Genomic DNA, 17,882 nt, shown 5'->3' with positions numbered 1-17,882 from the left:
GCCCACCCACCTGACCGCTCGACAGGAGCTCTCAGCCATGGCAAGTCTGTCCCGGCCCACCGCCCCCCGATTCGACGTCGAGATCTTCCAGAACGAGTACCTCGCCGAAGGTGCCCAGGAGGTCAACGCCATCGTCACCGTCACCGCCACCGGCGGCGGCACCTCCGGCGGACGTCCGCTGCTCCCGGGCGACGGCCCCGCCGCCGGCGTGGTGATCATGGTCGACTGCTCCGGCTCGATGCAGTACCCGGCGGCCAAGGCCAAGAACGCCCGGGAGGCCACCGCGGCCGCCATCGACACCCTGCGGGACGGGGTGGCCTTCGCCGTGGTCGCCGGCACCCACGAGGCCACCGAGGTCTACCCCGGCGACGGCACCCTCGCGGTGGCCGGCTCCAGCACCCGCGCACAGGCCAAGCAGGCCCTGCGCAAGCTCACCCCGGCCGGCGGCACCGCCATCGGCACCTGGCTGACCAAGGCCCACGCACTCTTCGGCTCCCGGCCCGACCTCGCCATCCGGCACGCCATCCTGCTCACCGACGGCCGCAACGAGCACGAGAAGCCGGCCGAGCTGCAGCGCGCGCTGGACCTGGCCACCGGGTACTTCACCGCGGACTGCCGCGGCGTCGGCACCGACTGGGAGGTCTCCGAGCTGCGGAAGATCTCCTCCGCCCTGCTCGGCACGGTCGACATCGTCGCCGAGCCGGACGGCCTGGCCGAGGACTTCCGCGCCATGATGGCCGCCGCCATGGGCAAGCAGGTCGCCGACGTGGCACTGCGGGTGTGGACCCCGGCCAACGCCCGGGTCACCTACGTCAAGCAGGTCGCGCCCTCGGTGGAGGACCTCACCGCCCGCCGCACCGAGGCCGGTCCCCGGGCCGGCGACTACCCGACCGGCTCGTGGGGCGACGAGAGCCGCGACTACCACGTCTGCGTCGAGGTGCCCGCGGCCGCCGTCGGCAACGAGATGCTCGCCGCCCGGATCAGCCTCATCCTGCCGCAGCCCGGCGACGCCACGCCCGAGGTGCTGTCCCAGGGCCTGGTCAAGGCCGTCTGGACCGACGACCTCGCCTCCTCCACCCGGATCAACTCCCAGGTCGCGCACTACACCGGCCAGGCCGAGCTGGCCGACTCGATCCAGGAGGGCCTCGCCGCCCACCGCGCCGGGGACGTGGACCGGGCCACCGCCAAGCTCGGCGCGGCCGTCCGGCTCGCCCACCGGACCGGAAACGAGGGAACCCTCAAGCTGCTCCAGAAGGTCGTCGACGTCGTCGACGCGAAGGAAGGTACCGTTCGGTTCCGCAAGGATGTGAGCGAGGCCGATTCGATGACACTCGAGACCCGGTCGACCAAGACCGTCCGGGTCAAGAAATAATCGACCGACCGAGAACCTGACCGGCCGCCGCCCGGGGCCGGACCAGCTGGACATGTGGGGGAACTGATGCCGATCTGCCCTAGGGGCCATGAGTCGCAGGCCGAGGACTGGTGCGACTTCTGCGGCTTCCCGATGACTCCGCCGCCCGGCCTGGCCGTCCCCGGGGCCCCGGCCTCGGCCGGCCCCTTCGGCAGCCCGCCCGGCCCGCCGCCGGCCCCGTCCGGCCCGTACGGCACCCCGCCCCCGCCGCCCGGGCCGCCGTTCGGCTCCCCCACCGTGGTCTCGCCCTCCCCGGCCGGCCCCGACTTCACCGCCGACCTGGTGACCTGCCCGATCTGCCGGACCCCGCAGACCGGGCGGTACTGCGAGGAGTGCGGCTACGACTACCAGCTGCCCGGAGCCGGCCGCCCGCAGGCACCGGCGCACCCGCAGTCGGCGGCCACCGCTCCCCCGCCACCGCCGCCGGCACGCCTGCAGCCGCCGACGCCGCCCGCGCCGCCGCACCACGAGCAGCACGGACACCGGCAGCCCGCACCCGAGCCCGGCAACCGCCCGGGCTACGGCTACCCGCCGCCGGCCGCACCCGAGCCCGGCAGCCGCCCCGGCTACGGCTACCCGCCGCCGGCCGCACCCGAGCCCGGCAGCCGCCCCGGCTACGGCTACCCGCCGCCCGCGGGCCAGTCCCCGTACGAGCCGCAGCCGCCCTACGAGCCGCAGTCCCCGTACGAGCAGGGATCCGGCTACGAGCAGGCGTCCGGCTACGAGCCCGCCGGGTACCGGCAGCCGTACGAGCAGGCCCCGCCGGCCCCGCCGGCCCCGGCCTTCCCCGAGCCGGACGGCTACGAGCGCAGCGGCCCGGTCTACGCCCAGCCCGGCCAGGGCGGGCCGGGCGACGAGCTCGGCACCTCGTTCCGGCTCGCACCGCCCGGCGGCGCGCAGCAGCCGGCCCCGCCCGGGCCGCCCGCCCCGCCCGCGCGGATCAACTGGATCGCGGTGGTCAGCGCCGACCGCGACTACTTCACCGACATGATGACCCGCAGCGGACCGGAGGCGGCGGGCCTGTTCTTCCCGTCGTACTGCCCCGAGCGGCGGATCCCGCTGACCGGGCGCGGCCAGCTGCGGATCGGCCGGCGCAGCCAGAACCGCGGCACCGTGCCCGAGATCGACCTGTCGGTGGCCCCGGAGGACCCGGGCGCCTCGCACCAGCACGCGCTGCTGGCCGAGCAGGCCGACGGCAGCTGGGTGCTGGTCGACCAGGACTCCACCAACGGCACCACCGTCAACGGCAGCCCCGACCCGGTGCCCCCGCACACCGCGATCCCGCTGAACGACGGCGACCGGATCCACCTCGGCGCGTGGACCACCATCACGCTGCACCGCGGCGCCTGACGCACGGTCGGCCGACCGGCCCGGTGCCGGTCGGCCGGTTTTCCTCACGCTTTGCTCAAGGGGCTATCACAGCCTCCACCTGGGGTCCTAGGGTCTGGAGGCATGACTGAAGCAATAACCGCCGACGGGATCCGGAAGCGGTACGGGGATGTCCAGGCCGTCGACGGAGTCTCGTTCTCCGTCGCGACTGGCGAGTTCTACGGCATTCTCGGCCCGAACGGGGCCGGCAAGACCACCACACTGGAGATCCTGGAAGGGATCCGCGAGCCCGACGAGGGCCGTGTCGAACTGCTCGGGCTGAGCCCGTGGCCGCGCAACAAGGAGCTGCTGCCGCGCATCGGCGTGCAGTTCCAGGCCTCGGCCTTCTTCGTGAAGCTGACGGCCCGTGAGACCATCCGCACCTTCGCCTCGTTCTACGGCATCGGCCCCAGGCGGGCCGACGCGATGCTGGAGCGGGTCGGCCTCACCGAGTCGGCCGGGGTGCAGACCGACAAGATGTCCGGCGGCCAGGCACAGCGGCTGTCGATCGCCTGCGCCCTGGTCCACGACCCGGAGCTGGTCTTCCTGGACGAGCCCACCACCGGCCTCGACCCGCAGGCCCGCCGCAACCTCTGGGACCTGCTGCGGGACATCAACGCCGAGGGCCGCACCGTCGTGCTCACCACGCACTACCTGGACGAGGCCGAGGTGCTCTGCGACCGGGTCTCCGTGATGGACCACGGCAAGGTGCTCAAGACCGGTGCGCCGGCCGTCCTGGTCCGCGAGATCGACGACAGCGTCCGGGTGAGCGTGGAGTCCGGGCTGCTGACCACCGTCCGGGCCCGCGAGCTGTTCACCGCCGCCGGGGCCGAGTTCACCGGGCTGGACGACGACGGCGTCACGCTGTCGCTGTCCACCCGGCTGCCCGCGCCGGTGCTCTCGGTGCTGGCCGAACAGAACGCGCTGCGCGGCCTGGAAGTGCGCGGCGCCACCCTGGAGGACGTCTTCCTCCAGCTGACCGGACGGGAGTACCGGGCATGAGCGCGACCACCACCCCCGAACGGCAGCAGGCCCCCGCGTCCGAGTCCACCGGGCCCGAGCGGGTGAGCGCGTTCGGCGGACTGACCCGGGTGATGCTGCTCGGCTTCGTCCGCGACCGCGGTGCGCTGTTCTTCGTACTGCTGATGCCGCTGATGTTCCTGCTGCTGTTCGGCACGCTGTTCAAGAGCGCCGGGGCGCCGCACGTGAAGGTGGCCGAGGTCGGCCAGGTGCGGGTGCTGGACGCCGTACAGGGCGAGGGCCGGGAGCAGTTGGAGAAGGTCCTCACCATCACCCGCGTCACCGACGAGGGCGACGCGCTGGAGAAGCTGCGCAAGGGCGACCTCGACGGCGTGGTCTCCGAGGGGCCCGACGGGACGGTGAACCTCCGCTACAGCGCGACCGACCAGGTCAAGGCGGGCAGCGTCCAGAGCATCGTCAACTCGGTGGTCCAGGGCGCCAACCAGCAGGCCTCGGGCCGGCCCCCGGCCTTCACCCTGGTGACCGCCCAGGTCGAGGACCTGTCGCTGAAGCCGATCCAGTACCTCACCCCCGGCCTGCTGGGCTGGGCGATCGCCACCGGCGCGGTCTACGGTGCCTCGTTCACGCTGGTCAGCTGGCGCAAGAAGCGGGTGCTGCGGCGGCTGCGGCTGGCACCGGTCTCACCGGGCGTCGTGGTCGGCGCCCGGGTGGCGGTGAGCGGCGTGGTGGCGCTGGCCCAGACCGCGATCTTCCTCGCGGTGGCCACCACCCCGTTCTTCGGGCTCAGGCTGAGCGGCAGCTGGTGGCTGGTCGTCCCGCTGGTGCTCTGCGCCACCATCGCGTTCATGTCGATCGGCCTGGTCACCGGTGCCGCCGCCAAGAGCGAGGAGGCGGCCAACGGCATCAACCAGATGATCATCCTGCCGATGTCCTTCCTCGGCGGCGCCTTCTTCCCGCTGGACGGCGCCCCGGGCTGGCTGCAGACCGTCTCGAAGGTGTTCCCGCTGCACTACCTGGTCACCTCCGCCCAGTCGGTGCTCAGCCGGGGTGGCGGCGTGATGGACGTCCTCCCGGCCATGGGCGGACTGCTCGCCTTCGCCGCGGTGATGTCCGCGATCGCCTGGCGCTTCTTCAACTGGGACGACGCGTAGCGCCGGCCCGACCGCTCCCACGGGGGTCGTACGCCGGAAGTCCCGGTGTACGGCCCCCGTGGCCGTCTGGGACCATGGTCGGGTGAACGAGACCCGGCGCGAGACGCTCAGCGAGGAGACCTTCTACGACGCGGTCGGCGGCGAGGCGACCTTCCGGCTGCTGGTCCACCGCTTCTACCAGGGCGTCGCCCAGGACGAGCTGCTGCGGCCGATGTACCCCGAGGAGGACCTCGGCCCGGCCGAGGAGCGCTTCGCCCTGTTCCTGATGCAGTACTGGGGCGGCCCCCGCACCTACAGCGAGCAGCGCGGCCACCCCCGGCTGCGGATGCGGCACGCCCCGTTCACCGTCGACCGGGCCGCGCACGACGCCTGGCTGAAGCACATGCGGGCGGCCCTGGACTCGCTGGGGCTCCCCGCGGACGCCGAGCGACAGCTGTGGGACTACCTCACCTACGCCGCCGCCTCGATGATCAACACGGCCGGCTGACACCCGGCGGGCCCCGGGCAGACCCCGGCCCCTCAGAGCAGCGGGCTCAGGCCCAGCCCGGCGCCCGGCGCGGCGGCGCGGCGCACCACGACCGAACCGGCCGGAGCACTCAACCGCAGCCAGCTGCCGGCCCGGTGGACGGCGAGCGGTGCGGCCGGCTTGAGGAAGCCGATCACGTACGCCGCGTGCGCGGCCCGCAGCGGCAGTTCGGGCAGGGCACCGAGCGGGCGGGACCAGATCTCGTCGGCCAGCTCGTCCAGCACCGCGCGGGTCCGGTGGTGCTCCGGCACCTGCTCGCTGCGCTCCTTGAACTCCCGCACCGCCGCCATCAGTTCGGGGTAGACCTCGGACGCCGGCGGCTCACCCACCGGCTGCCATCCGGTGCGCGGCGGCAGCAGACCGGCCCAGGCCGGCCCGGTCACCGGCGCCGGGACGGCGAACGTCCCCTCCGCCTGGTCCACCGACTCCAGCAGCTGCCCCGCCGAGACGGTCGCGTCCACCCGGGCGTCCAGCTCCACCAGCCGTGCGGTGCGGATCGCCAGCACCCCGGAACCGCCCAGCGGCAGCCGCCCGAACACCGCCAGCACGCCCTGCCCGGTCGGGCCGGTGACCGCCTGGAGCCGGACGGCGGCCGCCCGGTCGAAGCGCAGCAGCCGGAGCAGGAAGGCGCCCAGGTCGGCGCCCTCCCCTGCGTCGACGAGACGGAGGCGGGTGATGGTGGTCAAGGGTGATCAGCTCACTCGGTGCACTCGGGGGCGGTACGGGCCGGTCCGGCCCCGGGTCGGTCAGACGGCCGCGACGGCCCGTTCGCCGCGGGCGCCGCGCGCGCCGCGGCCACCGCCCCGCCCGGTAGCGGCGGCGCCGGTCTCCGCCGGGCCCGTGGCGTCGTCGGCGTCGTCGGTGTAGCGGCTGAGGAACTCCCGCTCCACCGCGCTGATCCGGCGCGGCCGGCCCTCCGCCAGGTTGTAGGGGACGACGACGGTCGACGCCCGGACGTAGACCGTCTCGGTGCCGTCCTCGGCGACGTCCTTGATCTCGTAGGAGACCGTCAGCGAGGCACCGCCGATCTGGGTCACCCAGGTCTCCACCGTCACCGGCGCGGCCCGGTGGACCAGCGGACGCTTGTAGTCGATCTCGTGCCGGGCCACCACGGAACCGCCCGCGAACTCACCCGCACCGGCCTCGGCGGCCCGGTGGAACATGAAGTCGATCCGGGCCTCCTCCAGGTAGCGCAGGAAGACCACGTTGTTGACGTGGCCGAAGGCGTCCATGTCGGACCACCTGAGGGGGCAGGCGTAGATGTGGCGTGCCACGGTTGGTCTCCTCACCGATCGAAGGGCCCGAAGGCCCCGTGTGCCGTCCGCGCGGCCACGGGGCACACGGGCGGCGGCCCGGCAGACCGCCACAGGGGCAGTCTGCCGGGCCATTGCTTCGGCAGCGTTGCCACCGTCCGTCCGGATACGGACGGCTCGACGTACGGGTGGCTCGGCATGCCGGCGGCTCTCAGCCTCGGGTCAGCTTCTTGTAGGTGGCCCGGTGCGGACGGGCGGCGTCGGCGCCCAGCCGCTCGATCTTGTTCTTCTCGTACGAATCGAAGTTGCCCTCGAACCAGAACCACTTGCTCTCGCCCTCGTAGGCGAGGATGTGGGTGGCCACCCGGTCCAGGAACCAGCGGTCGTGGGAGATGACCACGGCGCAGCCCGGGAACTCCAGCAGGGCGTTCTCCAGCGAGGAGAGCGTCTCGACGTCGAGGTCGTTGGTGGGCTCGTCGAGGAGCAGCAGGTTGCCGCCCTGCTTGAGGGTGAGCGCGAGGTTCAGCCGGTTGCGCTCACCACCGGAGAGCACCCCGGCCGGCTTCTGCTGGTCCGGGCCCTTGAAGCCGAACGCCGAGACGTAGGCGCGGGACGGCATCTCGACCTGGCCGACGTTGATCCAGTCGAGCTCGTCGGAGACGACGGCCCACAGGGTCTTCTTCGGGTCGATGTTGGCGCGGCCCTGGTCGACGTAGCTGACCTTGACCGTCTCGCCGACCTTGACCGAGCCGCCGTCCGGCTGCTCCTCGCCGAGGAGCATCTTGAACAGCGTGGTCTTGCCGGCGCCGTTCGGGCCGATGATGCCCACGATGCCGTTGCGCGGCAGGGTGAAGCTCAGGTCGTCGATCAGGACCTTCTCGCCGAAGGCCTTGGAGAGGTTGTTGACCTCGACGACGATGGCGCCCAGGCGCGGGCCCGGCGGGATCTGGATCTCCTCGAAGTCCAGCTTCCGCATCTTGTCGGCCTCGGCCGCCATCTCCTCGTACCGGGCGAGACGGGCCTTGGACTTGGCCTGCCGGCCCTTGGCGTTGGAGCGCACCCACTCCAGCTCCTCCTTGAGCCGCTTGGCGCGCTTGGCGTCCTTCTGGCCCTCGACCTTGAGGCGCGACTGCTTGGCCTCCAGGTACGTGGAGTAGTTGCCCTCGTACGGGTAGGCGCGCCCGCGGTCGAGCTCGAGGATCCACTCGGCGACGTTGTCCAGGAAGTACCGGTCGTGGGTGACCGCGACGACGGTGCCCGCGTACTTCTCCAGGTGCTGCTCCAGCCAGTTCACCGACTCGGCGTCGAGGTGGTTGGTGGGCTCGTCGAGCAGCAGCAGGTCCGGGGCCTCCAGCAGGAGCTTGCAGAGCGCCACGCGGCGGCGCTCACCACCGGAGAGCTTGGTGACGGGCCAGTCGCCGGGCGGGCAGCCCAGGGCGTCCATGGCCTGCTCCAGCTGGGCGTCCAGGTCCCAGGCGTTGGCGTGGTCCAGGTCCTCCTGGAGCTTGCCCATCTCGTCGAGCAGCGCGTCCGAGTAGTCGGTCGCCATCAGCTCGGCGATCTCGTTGAACCGGTCGAGCTTGCCCTTGATCTCCTTGACCCCGTCCTGCACGTTCTCCAGGACCGTCTTGGTCTCGTCGAGCGGGGGCTCCTGCAGGAGCATGCCGACGGTGTACCCGGGCGAGATGTAGGCCTCGCCGTTGGAGGGCTGGTCCAGGCCGGCCATCATCCGCAGCACGGTGGACTTGCCGGCGCCGTTGGGGCCGACGACGCCGATCTTCGCTCCGGGGAGGAAGTTGAGGGTCACGTCGTCAAGGATGACCTTGTCGCCGTGTGCCTTGCGCACCTTGCGCATGGTGTAGATGAATTCCGCCACGTGAGATCGCTCCGGCGTCGTCGTGAGTAATCGGCTTGCAGCCTTCCATTGTGCCGCACCGGGCGGGAGGGCCCTAACGGCCGTGGTCCGGAGCCCGGCAAAGCGACGGTCCCGCCCGCCGCGGATCGCGGCGGACGGGACCGTTTCATTCAGCCGACGGGCCCGGAGGCCGGGCCCGGCTTGCGGCGGGTGTGCCTCAGACCGCGTCGCGGCCGTGGCGGCCACGGCGGCGCAGGGCGAAGACCGCACCGGCACCGGCGAGGACCAGCGCACCGGCGACACCGGCGATGATGCCGGTACCGCTGCCGCCACCGGTGGTGGCCAGGCTCGGGCCACCGGTGGTGCCGTTGCCGACCGGGGTGGACGGCGAGGCGGACGGGGTCGCGCCACCGGTGCCACCGGTGGTGCTGGAGACCTTGCAGTCCAGGATGCCGGTGAACTCCTTGGTGAAGTTCGGGCCGGTGACCTTGATGCTGTAGGACGCGTCCTCGGCGACCGGGACCAGCACGGTCTCGGTCTTGCCGGCGCCGACCTTGACGGTCTTGCCGGGCGCGACGGTCACGTCGGCGTCCTCGTCACCACCGTTGGTGACGGTGACCTGGACGCCGTTCTTGGCGCAGTCGATCTTCGCGGAGGCCGACAGCTGCGGGCCCTTGGCCTGGGTCCAGGTGGCCTGCGCGGTCTTGGTGACGGTGACCTCCTCGGAGCCGGCCAGGATCATGCTCTGGCTGTGCTTCTCGGGGGTGTAGCCGACGCTCAGGAACACGCGACCGGTCTGCACGACGGTGGTCGCCGTGGCGCTGACCTTGGCCGAACCGGCCGCGGTGCCCGCCGGGACGTCCAGGAACAGCTGGGTGTCCTTGGCGATCGGGCCGTTCAGGGTGGTGACGGCCTTGCCGTCCTTGTCCAGCAGCTTGACCTTGCCGCCCGAGGCGTCGTCGGTCAGGGAGAGCTTGACCGACTCGGCGCTGCTGTTGAGCTTGAACGGGCCGAGCTTGCTGCCCGACTTTCCGTTCACCGAGGACGGGTCGAGGTCCAGCGAGGGCTTCGGCTCGGGCATGCCCGTGTTCGCCGCACCCGAGAGGTACTCGGTGAGCTTCTTGGCCTCCGCGTCGAGCGGGGTGGCCGTGGTCTTGTTGTCGGAGAAGCGCCAGATCGCCGCCTGGGTACCGGCGGCCGCGTCCTCCTTCTCGAAGTCACCGGTGATGCCGGCGGCCTTCTTGACGGTCTCCAGGTCGAGCTTGGGGTACGAGTGCTCCAGGATCCAGCGGATCTTGCCGGCCGCCTCGGCCTTGCCGGGCGCACCCAGCGAGCTCGAGGACCAGTCCGACTCCTGGTACTTGATGTTGCCCTTGATGTCGACGCCGTGGTCGACGTCGATGCAGTAGGTCTGGATCTTCTTGCCGTCCGAGGTCAGCAGGGTGAACAGCCCACCGTCGATCTTGTGGTTGGCATCGACCTGGACCGGTCCACTCAGCATCGTCGGCTGAATCGTCGCGGTGATCCCCGAACCTGACTCACCGTCGGCGGCCGGTGCGGGGGCCGCACCCGCCGCGAAGGTACCGCCGACCACGGCCAGGCTCGACGCGAGCATGACAGTGGCTATACGGGAGAGAGCCCGCCCCTGCTTGTGGAACATGTATTGATCCCTTCGGGCTTGGCCGCGCTCGTGGCCGGCCACCCCTGCAATGCGGCGCCCCCTGTGACGCCACAGCACCTGTGTGGACCAGACGCATCTTATTGACCTGCCGGTAGGTTCAAACCCGTGTAGCAAACCAGGACAGTTCCGTAGCTGTATCGTTACCAAACCGCCGGTCATCGGCAACTGTTGACGCTTCGACAGAATGATCGTCGAATCCGCGATCCGCCGGACTTTGCACTCTTCAACCACCGAAGTGCCGGGAAATCGATCAGCTTTGAACCTTAGTCGACATGTTCCCCCCGGCTCGACACAACTCCACCACCGGCTTCACCCGCCGCCCCCATCCCCTGCCAACTCGCCGGACGAGACGCCCACATCGGACACATCGGACACGTCCGCCACACGCCTCGCCTCCACCGCGGCGACGATCCACCCCGGCACCGCCTGCTCGACCGTCGCCACCGCGGGGGGCAGCTCCGGCCGGGCGCCCGGCGGGATCCCGGCCGCTCCGCCGGGCACCAGCTCCGGCCTGGCCTGCCCCGCACGCCGGAACGCCGACGTCCCCCGGGACAGGTCGTGGCCCACCACCCGGGCGTCGATCTCGACCGCCGAACGCCGCTGTTCCTCCTGCTCCCACTCCCTGACCCGCAGTCGGCCGCTGACCACCACGGGGTCCCCCTTGGCGACCGAGGCGACCAGGTTGGTGGCGAGCCAGCGCCATGCCACCACCGTGACCCAGCTGGTGTCGCCGTCCACCCAGTCGCCGCTGCCCCGGTCGTAGCGGCGCTCCGTGGTCGCCATCCGGAAGTTGGCGACCGGCACCCCGGCCGACGTCTGCGCGTAGCTGACCGCCGAGGCGACGTTGCCGACCATGGTCACCAGGGTTTCGTTCATGGCACACCTTCCCGATCTCCGGCCGGACACCGCCGACCCTCCGTCAACCGCCGTACGCCGGCGGCCGTCCGCATCCCGCAGCCCCACCCGCGGACTGCCATTCGGCCGCCCGCCGGACACGCCCGCAGGGCGGCCATTCACCGCCCGGCGATCCGCGATCGGACCCGCCGGCCGAATCCGCGGCGAAATCCCCCGCGGTATTCCGCGGAGCAATCCGCCCGAGAAAAGAGTGCAATCCCGCACCGGCGCCCGCCAAGGTCACCCGAATTCCTGTGGACAAGTCGCGCCTGTGGACAACGCGAATAGCTCGACCGGGTGAATCCACCCTGAATTCGGCAGCTCCGGGAACCTTGACCTCACCGCGGACATGACAACGAATCACGCAAACCACACATCCCGCCAAGCCCCGAACGGGTGGCCGGGCAACCGTCCGGGGCATGTCATCCGACCGAAGTAACCCAAATCCGGCCCCCACCCGCAAGGACGGCCGGGTATTCTCCGCACCGAATCCATAACGGGTGAGGAGGCAGCCCCGTAACGAGTGCACAACGTCCGGGTCCAAGGCCCGCCAGGGCGCTGCACGTCCGGCCACCACCTGCGATTATCGGACGGCTCCACCAAGGCCGACACACCCGACCCGATGCCTGAACGCCCGGCGGAGGATCCCGACACCCGTATCCTGTCCCGGAACATCCAGCCCCCGGCCAGGGGCCGGGTGTGCCCGCGCGTCGGGCACCCGAGGGACCCGCCGCCGACCGACACAATGCGTCCGCAGTCCCTCACTCAGCGCAGTCGAGGGCCGGTTTTCCGGCCCGACACCCCGCCCGGCCCCCATAGCTCAGCGGATAGAGCACCCGCCTTCTAAGCGGTAGGTCGCAGGTTCGAATCCTGCTGGGGGCGCCCACATCCACCCGAATCACCCGAGGTGGAATCCATCGGCGTCGGCCCGTCCCGTGCCGGGACCCGGCGCGACGCCCCCTTCGGGCTCCGCCACAACGCCCGGAGCGGCGCCCGCCGCGAGACCGGCGAGATAACGGTCCACAAGCTGAATCTGGCGTTCCGGCGGGAACTCCCGCGGCGCGAAGAGCGCCTGCACCACCAGCCCCAGCACAAAACTCTGCGCCGCCGCCGCCACATCCTCGGCCGATCCGTCCGATCCGCCCGCTCCGCGCATTTCATCCGGTCCGCGCATTTCATCCGCACCGCGGCCTTCGCCCGGACCGCGAGGTTCGCCCGCTCCGTCCCGGCCGTGCGAACCGTCGGATCCGTCCGGCAGCTCACCCAGCCTCCGTGCGTCCACGACGTGCTCCGCCATCCGGAGCCGGGCCCGCCGGTACCGTTCGGCGTGCTCCTCGGCCAGTTCCGGATCGGCCAGCGCCACATCCCAGGAGGCCACCCAGATCCGGTTTCCGGCCGCGCTCTGCGGGGTCAGCGGAAGGATGTCCAGCAGGACGGCGCGCAGCATCTCCAGACCGGCGCCGGCCCGCTCGGAGGCGGGCTTGGCACGCGCGGCCGAGCGCCGGTCCAGGACGTCGAGCGCGTGCCGCAGCAGCGCCCGCTTGTTCGGGAAGTAGTGGGTGAGCAGCCCGGTGGAGGCGCCCATCTCCGCGGCGACGGCCCGCAGCGTCAGCCCGCCGAAGCCGCGCTCGGCCAGCACCCGCCAGACCGCCTCGGAGACGTCGGCTCGGCGGGCTTCGTGGTCTCCTCGGGCGGGCGTCATGGCCGCCATGGTACCTACCAAACGTTTGTTATGTACTCTGTCAGGGCCCGACCCCCGCCGTCCGTCCCGCTGCCCGACCCCGCCGCCACCCCCGCACCCGCACCCGCACCCGCATCCGCACCCACTCGCCGCCGACCGGAGGCCGCCGTGTACGCCATCCCGCTCACCGAGGACGCCGAGCTCCGCCCCCTGGAGCCCTGGCAGGCCGCCGAGTTCCTCTCCCACATGGACCGCGCCCGGGACGGCATCGACCCCTGGATCCCGTGGGCCACCCGCTCCACCGACCTGGACTCGGCGCGCGCCACCCTCCAGTCCTACGCGGACCGGCAGGCCGCCGACAGCGGCCGGATCTTCGGGATCTGGCTGGACGGCACGCTGGTCGGCGGCGCCATGTTCGTCCGCTTCGACGCCAAGGCCGGCACCTGCGAGATCGGGGTCTGGAGCGAGCCCGCCGGAGGCGGCCGCGGCCTGGTCGGCGCGGCGGTCCGGCACCTGATCGACTACGCCCTGGTCGAGCGGGGGCTGCACCGGGTCGAGTGGTGGAACAGCACCGTCAACGCCCGCAGCCGCGCGGTCGCCCAGCGGATGGGGATGCGGCTGGACGGCGTGATGCGCGAGTTCACGCTGCACAACGGCGTCCGGCTGGACTACGAGGTCTGGTCCCTGCTCGCGCGCGAGTGGCACCCCGCCGACCGCACGGCGGCCGGTGACGTCGCGGGTGACCCCGGCGGTGGCGCCGCCGATGACCCCGCCGGTGGTGACGCGGCCGGCGACGACCACGGGCCCGGCTGACGCGGAGTCGGAAACCCGGGTGACAGCCGGCCGCCCACGACCGATGATCGTCCCGACCGGACGATCCGAGGAGCACCGCGCATGATCCGCCGAAGCACCGTCCCGGGCCTCTTCCCGCCGCCCGGGTACGCCCACACCGCCGTGGTCGAGGCCGGCACCCGGCTGGCGTTCCTCGCCGGCGCGGTGCCGCTGGACGCGGACGGCCGGCTGGTCGGCCCCGGCGACCACGTCGCCCAGGCCCACCAGGTGCTCGCCAACCTGGAGTCGGCGCTGCGGTCGATCGGCAGCGGACTGCCGCAGGTGGTCGCCAGCACGGTCTACGTGGTCTCGCCGACCCCGGGCCCGCTCTCCGCGGTCTGGGAGGTGGTGAACGCCTCCGGCCTGGCCGCCGGGCCGCACACCTCGACCCTGCTGGGCGTGGCCACTCTGGGCTACACCGGCCAGTTGGTGGAGATCACAGTGACCGCCGTGGTCCCGGACGAACCCGCTGTGGAAGGGTGAGGCGCACAGACGAGCACCCGCGGAGGCACTGATGGTCGAGCCGGTCGACACCGGAGTGGACGGCCTGCGCGCCCAGGTCGACGGCGCGGTCGCCACGGTGCTGCTGGACCGCCCCGAGCGCCGCAACGCCGTCACCCTGGCGATGTGGCGCGGCCTGCCCCGGGTACTGGAACGGCTGGCGGCGCACCCGGACGTCCGGGCGCTGCTGCTCACCGGCGCGGGCGGCACCTTCTCCGCGGGGGCGGACATCACCGAGCTGACCGGGGTCTACGCGGACCCCGCGCGGGCCGACGCCTACCACGCGGACAACGTGGCCGCCGAGGAGGCGCTGGCCGCCTTCCCGCACCCCACCCTGGCCGTGGTGCACGGCGCCTGTGTGGGCGGCGGCTGCCAGCTCGCGGTCGCCTGCGACCTGCGGTTCGCCGCCGAGGACGCCAGGTTCGGCATCACGCCGGCCAAGCTGGGCGTGGTCTACCCGGCCGTGCCGACCGTCCGGTTGGCCCGACTGGTCGGGCCGGCCCGAGCCAAGTACCTGCTCTTCTCCGGGGAGTTGGTGTCGGCCGGGCGGGCCGAGCGGTACGGGCTGGTCGAGGAGGTCCTGCCGGCGGGTGAACTGGACGCCAGGGCCGTGGAGTTCGCCCGGCTGCTGGCCCGGCGCTCACCGCAGACGATCGGCGCGGTGAAGTCCGCGCTGGCCGTCCCGCCGGAGCAGGCCGGCCCGGCCGTGGCGCCGTGGGAGCGCAAGTCCCGGCTGGCGCCGGACGTTCGGGAGGGGCTGGCCGCGTTCCTGGAGCGGCGGGAGGCACAATTCTGATCGAGCGTTTCCACCCCGCAGAACGGCAGCTGATGAACACCACGGCCCAGACCCCTCCCGACACGACGGCCGGGGACGGTGTGAGCGCCGACGGCGTGACCGACACGATCCCCGCGGACGGCGAGGGCCGCCCGACCGCCCCGGCCGCCCCGGCCGCCCCGGCCGCCCCGGCGGCGCCCGGCGAGGCCGGAGCCTCCCGCGAGTACCGGCTGGCCCGGCTGGTCACCGACGGGGTGGAGCCGAAGAACGTCATCATCGTGCTGGTGCTGCTGCTCGGTGTGGTCCGCTACGGCCTGGCCGGACTCGGCTGGGGTGCCTTCGCCGCGCTGTTCGCCGCCGTGATCCCGACCTGGTTCATCCGGCGCGGGATGCGCCGGGGCGAGATCGAGGACCGGCACGTCGGCCAGCGCAAGCGGCGGCTGGTGGTGCTGCCGCTGGTCCTGCTGTCGGTGCTGACCAGTCTGGTGACCATGGTCCTGCTGGATGCGCCGACCGACATGACGGCCATCGTGCTGGCGATGTTCGCCTCGCTGCTGCCGCTGCTGCTGGTGACCGTCTGGTGGAAGATCTCCGTGCACACCGCGGTGACCGGCGGCGCGACCGTCTGCCTCGCCCTGGCGCTGAGCCCCTGGTGGCTGCTGGCCGCCCCGGTGGTGGGCGTCGTCGCGTGGTCCCGGGTGGTGCTCCGGGACCACACCCTCGCGCAGACCGTGGCCGGCACCGCCCTCGGTGCGGTGACCGCGGGCCTGACCTTCTGGGCGGCCCGCTGACCGCCGTGCCGGCCGAACGCCCCCGCGGGGAGCGCCGGACGGCACCGCTCAGCGGATCGGCAGCCCCGAGATCGCCCGGGCGATGACCAGCCGCTGGATCTCGCTGGTGCCCTCGAAGATGGTGTAGATCGCGCTGTCCCGGTGCATCCGCTCGACCGGGTACTCCCGGGTGTAGCCGTTGCCGCCGAGGATCTGCATCGCCTGCGCCGTCACCCACTTCGCCGTCTCGCCGGCGTACAGCTTGGACATCGAGCCCTCGGCGGCGGTGAACGGCTGGTTGTTCGCCGCCATCCAGGAGGCGCGCCAGACCAGCAGCCGGGAGGCGTCGATCCGGGTCTTCATGTCGGCGAGCTGGAAGGCCACGCCCTGGTTGTCGATGATCGGGCGGCCGAACTGCACCCGGGTCTTCGCGTAGTCCAGCGCCACCTCGTACGCGGCCCGGGCGATCCCGATCGCCTGGGCGCCGACGGCCGGCCGGGAGGCCTCGAAGGTCGCCATCGCCGCGTTCTTGCCGGAGCCGCCGGAGCCGCCGGAGCCCTGCCCGCCGCCGGCCGTGCCCGCCGCCCGCTCCCGGGCCCGGGCGAGCCGCTCGTCCAGCCTCTCCTTGCCGCCGAGCAGGCAGTGGCCGGGCACCCGCACGCCGTCCAGGACCACCTCGGCGGTGTGCGAGGCGCGGATGCCGTGCTTCTTGAACTTCTGCCCCTGGGCGAGGCCCGGGGTGCGGGGCGGCACGATGAACGAGGCCTGTCCGCGCGCCCCGAGCGCCGGGTCGACGGTGGCCACGACCACGTGCACGTCGGCGATGCCGCCGTTGGTGGCCCAGGTCTTGGTGCCGCTCAGGACCCACTCGTCGGTGGCCTCCTGGTAGACCGCGCGGGTGCGCAGTGCGGAGACGTCCGAGCCCGCGTCGGGCTCGGAGGAGCAGAAGGCGGCGAGCTTGAGGTCGTCGGGGGTGCCGAACATCTGCGGCGCCCAGGTGCCGATCTGCTCGTCGGTGCCGTTGGCGAGCACGGCCACGGCGGCCAGCGTGGTGCCGACGATGGCGAGGCCGAGGCCCGCGTCGCCCCAGAACAGCTCCTCCATCGCGATCGGGATGCCCACCCCGGACGGGTCGAAGTACTGCTGGGCGTAGAAGTCCAGGGAGTAGATGCCGAGTCGGGCGGCCTCCTGGATGACCGGCCAGGGGGTCTCCTCGCGCTCGTCCCACTCCGCGGCGGCCGGCCGCATCACGTCGGCGGCGAAGCCGTGCAGCCAGTCGCGGACGGCCAGCTGGTCCGGGCCCGGGTCCAGGGAGAAGGTGCTCATGGTGCCTCCGGTCAACGGGTTCGGGCATCGGCGGAAGCCCACGCCACAGGGCCATGTTACCTCGGGTAACATGGCGGGAGTCTGCTACTGATTGGCGAGGCCTGTCAACGCTCGTCCCGCCCCCGACCGCAGGAGCGATCACCGTGTCGACGCCCCCCGCCCAGCCCGCCGGCGAGCTCCGCCGCGAGCAGTTGCTCAACGCCGCCGACCGGGTCGTCCAGCGCGAGGGCCCCGGGGCGAGCATGAACGCGATCGCCGCCGAGGCCGGCATCACCAAGCCGATCCTGTACCGGCACTTCGGTGACCGGAACGGCCTGATCACCGCCCTGACGGAGCGCCACACCAGCGGCCTGCTGGCCGCCGTGCGCGCGGCCCTCAACGAGCCGCTGGAGCGGCGCGACCGGGTGGAGCACGTGCTCGACACCTACCTGGCCGCGATCGAGTCGCGCCCGCAGGTCTACCGGCTGCTGACCCACCCCGAGAGCGGCGACCCGACCGGCGCGGGCAACGCCCTGGCCCCCGCCCTGCGGCAGATCGCCGAGGAGATCACCAAGGCCGTCCAGGCGCAGGTCGACCTCGGCGCCGACGGGCCACTGCTCTCCGAGACCTGGGGGCGGGCCGTCACCGGGATGGTGCTGGCGGCCGGCGACTGGTGGCTGGAGCAGCGCCCCTGCCCGCGGGCCCGGATGGTGCAGGCGCTGGCCGACCTGCTCTGGGGCCGGCTCGCGGCCGCCGCCGACCTGCCGCAGGCCGTCGCCGCCCCGCCACCGCAGGCCGACTGAGCGACCGTCACCACCAGCGGAGATCAACTGAACATGAGTCATGCTCACCTCTTGTGCCGGGCGCTCCCGTGGGGCAGGATCGGCCCTCACCGCCAC

17 protein-coding genes and 1 tRNA gene are annotated in these 17,882 nt (G+C 72.5%); 11 read left to right on the top strand and 7 right to left on the bottom strand.

Features of this window, described 5'->3' with window-relative positions; genetic code table 11:
* The first annotated feature begins 37 nt into the window (after positions 1 to 37).
* From OG871_RS25865 to OG871_RS25845, 5 genes are all read left to right on the top strand, one after another.
* The gene (locus OG871_RS25865) at positions 38 to 1,372 is read left to right on the top strand and encodes a VWA domain-containing protein (RefSeq protein ID WP_371499733.1); all 1,335 of its coding nucleotides are present in this window, start codon (positions 38 to 40) and stop codon (positions 1,370 to 1,372) included.
* A 66-nt stretch (positions 1,373 to 1,438) separates the two neighbouring features.
* Positions 1,439 to 2,761: an FHA domain-containing protein gene (locus OG871_RS25860; protein WP_371499731.1), complete on the top strand. Its 1,323-nt coding sequence runs from the start codon at positions 1,439 to 1,441 to the stop codon at positions 2,759 to 2,761.
* A 102-nt stretch (positions 2,762 to 2,863) separates the two neighbouring features.
* Complete coding sequence (locus tag OG871_RS25855) at positions 2,864 to 3,781, top strand: ABC transporter ATP-binding protein (protein WP_371499729.1); 918 nt, start codon at positions 2,864 to 2,866, stop codon at positions 3,779 to 3,781.
* Positions 3,778 to 4,911: an ABC transporter permease gene (locus tag OG871_RS25850; protein WP_371499727.1), complete on the top strand. Its 1,134-nt coding sequence runs from the start codon at positions 3,778 to 3,780 to the stop codon at positions 4,909 to 4,911. Before OG871_RS25855 ends, OG871_RS25850 begins: the two co-directional genes overlap by 4 nt.
* Before the next feature lie 82 nt (positions 4,912 to 4,993).
* Positions 4,994 to 5,398, top strand: coding sequence for a globin (locus OG871_RS25845; protein WP_371499725.1), 405 nt, complete (start codon positions 4,994 to 4,996; stop codon positions 5,396 to 5,398).
* A gap of 32 nt (positions 5,399 to 5,430) precedes the next feature.
* Here OG871_RS25845 and OG871_RS25840 read toward each other — a convergent pair whose 3' ends face one another.
* From OG871_RS25840 to OG871_RS25820, 5 genes are all read right to left on the bottom strand, one after another.
* Positions 5,431 to 6,114 (bottom strand): hypothetical protein, encoded by a 684-nt coding sequence (locus tag OG871_RS25840; RefSeq protein WP_371503422.1) that lies wholly within the window; start codon positions 6,112 to 6,114, stop codon positions 5,431 to 5,433.
* Between the two features lie 69 nt (positions 6,115 to 6,183).
* Positions 6,184 to 6,711 (bottom strand): acyl-CoA thioesterase, encoded by a 528-nt coding sequence (locus OG871_RS25835; protein ID WP_371499723.1) that lies wholly within the window; start codon positions 6,709 to 6,711, stop codon positions 6,184 to 6,186.
* A 190-nt stretch (positions 6,712 to 6,901) separates the two neighbouring features.
* Positions 6,902 to 8,566 carry an energy-dependent translational throttle protein EttA gene (ettA, locus tag OG871_RS25830; protein WP_371499721.1) on the bottom strand — a complete coding sequence of 555 codons (1,665 nt, stop codon included), beginning with the start codon at positions 8,564 to 8,566 and terminating at the stop codon, positions 6,902 to 6,904.
* Positions 8,567 to 8,762: 196 nt separating this feature from the next.
* A complete protein-coding gene (locus tag OG871_RS25825; RefSeq protein WP_371499719.1) occupies positions 8,763 to 10,160 on the bottom strand; it encodes a Cys-Gln thioester bond-forming surface protein in 1,398 nt (465 codons plus the stop codon).
* 375 nt (positions 10,161 to 10,535) lie between these two features.
* Complete coding sequence (locus tag OG871_RS25820; protein ID WP_371499718.1) at positions 10,536 to 11,102, bottom strand: single-stranded DNA-binding protein; 567 nt, start codon at positions 11,100 to 11,102, stop codon at positions 10,536 to 10,538.
* An 827-nt stretch (positions 11,103 to 11,929) separates the two neighbouring features.
* On the opposite strand from OG871_RS25820, the gene OG871_RS25815 reads away from it, so the two are divergent.
* A tRNA-Arg gene (locus tag OG871_RS25815) sits at positions 11,930 to 12,002 on the top strand.
* A 16-nt stretch (positions 12,003 to 12,018) separates the two neighbouring features.
* Here OG871_RS25815 and OG871_RS25810 read toward each other — a convergent pair.
* The gene (locus OG871_RS25810) at positions 12,019 to 12,759 is read right to left on the bottom strand and encodes a TetR/AcrR family transcriptional regulator (RefSeq protein ID WP_371499717.1); all 741 of its coding nucleotides are present in this window, start codon (positions 12,757 to 12,759) and stop codon (positions 12,019 to 12,021) included.
* A 93-nt stretch (positions 12,760 to 12,852) separates the two neighbouring features.
* Between OG871_RS25810 and OG871_RS25805 the strand changes: the two genes are divergently transcribed.
* The 4 genes from OG871_RS25805 (at position 12,853) to OG871_RS25790 (ending at position 15,699) form a co-directional block, all read left to right on the top strand.
* Positions 12,853 to 13,614 (top strand): GNAT family N-acetyltransferase, encoded by a 762-nt coding sequence (locus tag OG871_RS25805; protein WP_371499715.1) that lies wholly within the window; start codon positions 12,853 to 12,855, stop codon positions 13,612 to 13,614.
* An 81-nt stretch (positions 13,615 to 13,695) separates the two neighbouring features.
* On the top strand, positions 13,696 to 14,115 hold the full coding sequence (locus OG871_RS25800; protein WP_371499713.1) for a RidA family protein: 420 nt from the start codon (positions 13,696 to 13,698) through the stop codon (positions 14,113 to 14,115).
* A 31-nt stretch (positions 14,116 to 14,146) separates the two neighbouring features.
* Complete coding sequence (locus OG871_RS25795) at positions 14,147 to 14,929, top strand: enoyl-CoA hydratase/isomerase family protein (protein ID WP_371499711.1); 783 nt, start codon at positions 14,147 to 14,149, stop codon at positions 14,927 to 14,929.
* Positions 14,930 to 14,961: 32 nt separating this feature from the next.
* Positions 14,962 to 15,699: a hypothetical protein gene (locus tag OG871_RS25790; protein ID WP_371499709.1), complete on the top strand. Its 738-nt coding sequence runs from the start codon at positions 14,962 to 14,964 to the stop codon at positions 15,697 to 15,699.
* Positions 15,700 to 15,747: 48 nt separating this feature from the next.
* On the opposite strand, the gene OG871_RS25785 is transcribed toward OG871_RS25790, so the two are convergent.
* Positions 15,748 to 17,004: an acyl-CoA dehydrogenase family protein gene (locus OG871_RS25785; RefSeq protein ID WP_371499707.1), complete on the bottom strand. Its 1,257-nt coding sequence runs from the start codon at positions 17,002 to 17,004 to the stop codon at positions 15,748 to 15,750.
* A 137-nt stretch (positions 17,005 to 17,141) separates the two neighbouring features.
* On the opposite strand from OG871_RS25785, the gene OG871_RS25780 reads away from it, so the two are divergent.
* Positions 17,142 to 17,786, top strand: coding sequence for a TetR family transcriptional regulator (locus tag OG871_RS25780; RefSeq protein ID WP_371503421.1), 645 nt, complete (start codon positions 17,142 to 17,144; stop codon positions 17,784 to 17,786).
* Positions 17,787 to 17,882: the final 96 nt, after the last annotated feature.

The organism is Kitasatospora sp. NBC_00374, assembly GCF_041434935.1.
Taxonomy (GTDB): domain Bacteria; phylum Actinomycetota; class Actinomycetes; order Streptomycetales; family Streptomycetaceae; genus Kitasatospora.
The sequence above is the reverse complement of the archived record's forward strand: the minus strand, read 5'-3'. Positions and strand labels throughout refer to the sequence as shown.